Raw genomic sequence first — 752 nt, forward strand, 5'->3', positions numbered from 1 at the left:
ATCACCTGTACCGGCAGCTCCGATACCGGCGACAACGGCCACTACGCGCTGACCACCAAAACCCACAACATCAAGGCCGGGCCGATCGACGTCGAGGTGTACGCCAACTACGGCTTTGACTCGAAGGCGGTGGACAGCGACGCGCGCCTCGAAGCCTGGCAGGGCGGCCTGGTGCTGAGCCACACCAACGACAGCGGGGTGAACAAGGTGATCCTGCGCTACTCCGACAACTCGGATAACAGCGTCTACAACAAAACCGACGACCTGACCACGGTCTACGCCAGCTTCGAGGGCAGCCATAAGTTCACCCAGCAGGCGCAGATCGAATACCTGCTGGCCTTCCACGACTACGACAACGGCAAGGACAACACCGACAACCGTAAAAACTACGGCGCCATCGTGCGGCCGATGTACTTCTGGAACGACGTGCACTCCACCTGGCTGGAAGCGGGCTACCAGCGCGTGGATTACGACCAGGGCGGGGATAACCACGGCTGGAAGCTGACGCTGTCGCAGAACATCGCCATCGGCATGGGGCCGGAGTTCCGTCCGATGCTGCGCTTCTATGTGACCGGCGGCCAGGTGGACAACGAGCACACCGCGAAGGTTAACGGCACCCAGGACCAGCAGCTGGATTCACTGAACGTCGGTGGAATGTTTGAGGCGTGGTTCTGATGCGATAGCGTTGTCGAAGGAGCGTTCCCGGCTGGCGCTACGCTTAGCCGGGCTACGACTGAGGAGGCCTGCGGGAT

General features: G+C 61.4%; 1 protein-coding gene. It reads left to right on the forward strand.

Annotated features, from left to right (window positions below; all coding sequences use genetic code 11):
• Positions 1 to 675, forward strand: a 675-nt coding sequence (locus tag HMPREF3096_RS12820; protein ID WP_138980139.1) for a carbohydrate porin, incomplete at its 5' end; no start/stop codon positions are given.
• Between the last annotated feature and the right edge of the window lie 77 nt (positions 676 to 752).

This window comes from Klebsiella sp. HMSC25G12, assembly GCF_001807705.1.
GTDB classification, from domain to species: Bacteria; Pseudomonadota; Gammaproteobacteria; order Enterobacterales; family Enterobacteriaceae; genus Klebsiella; species Klebsiella variicola.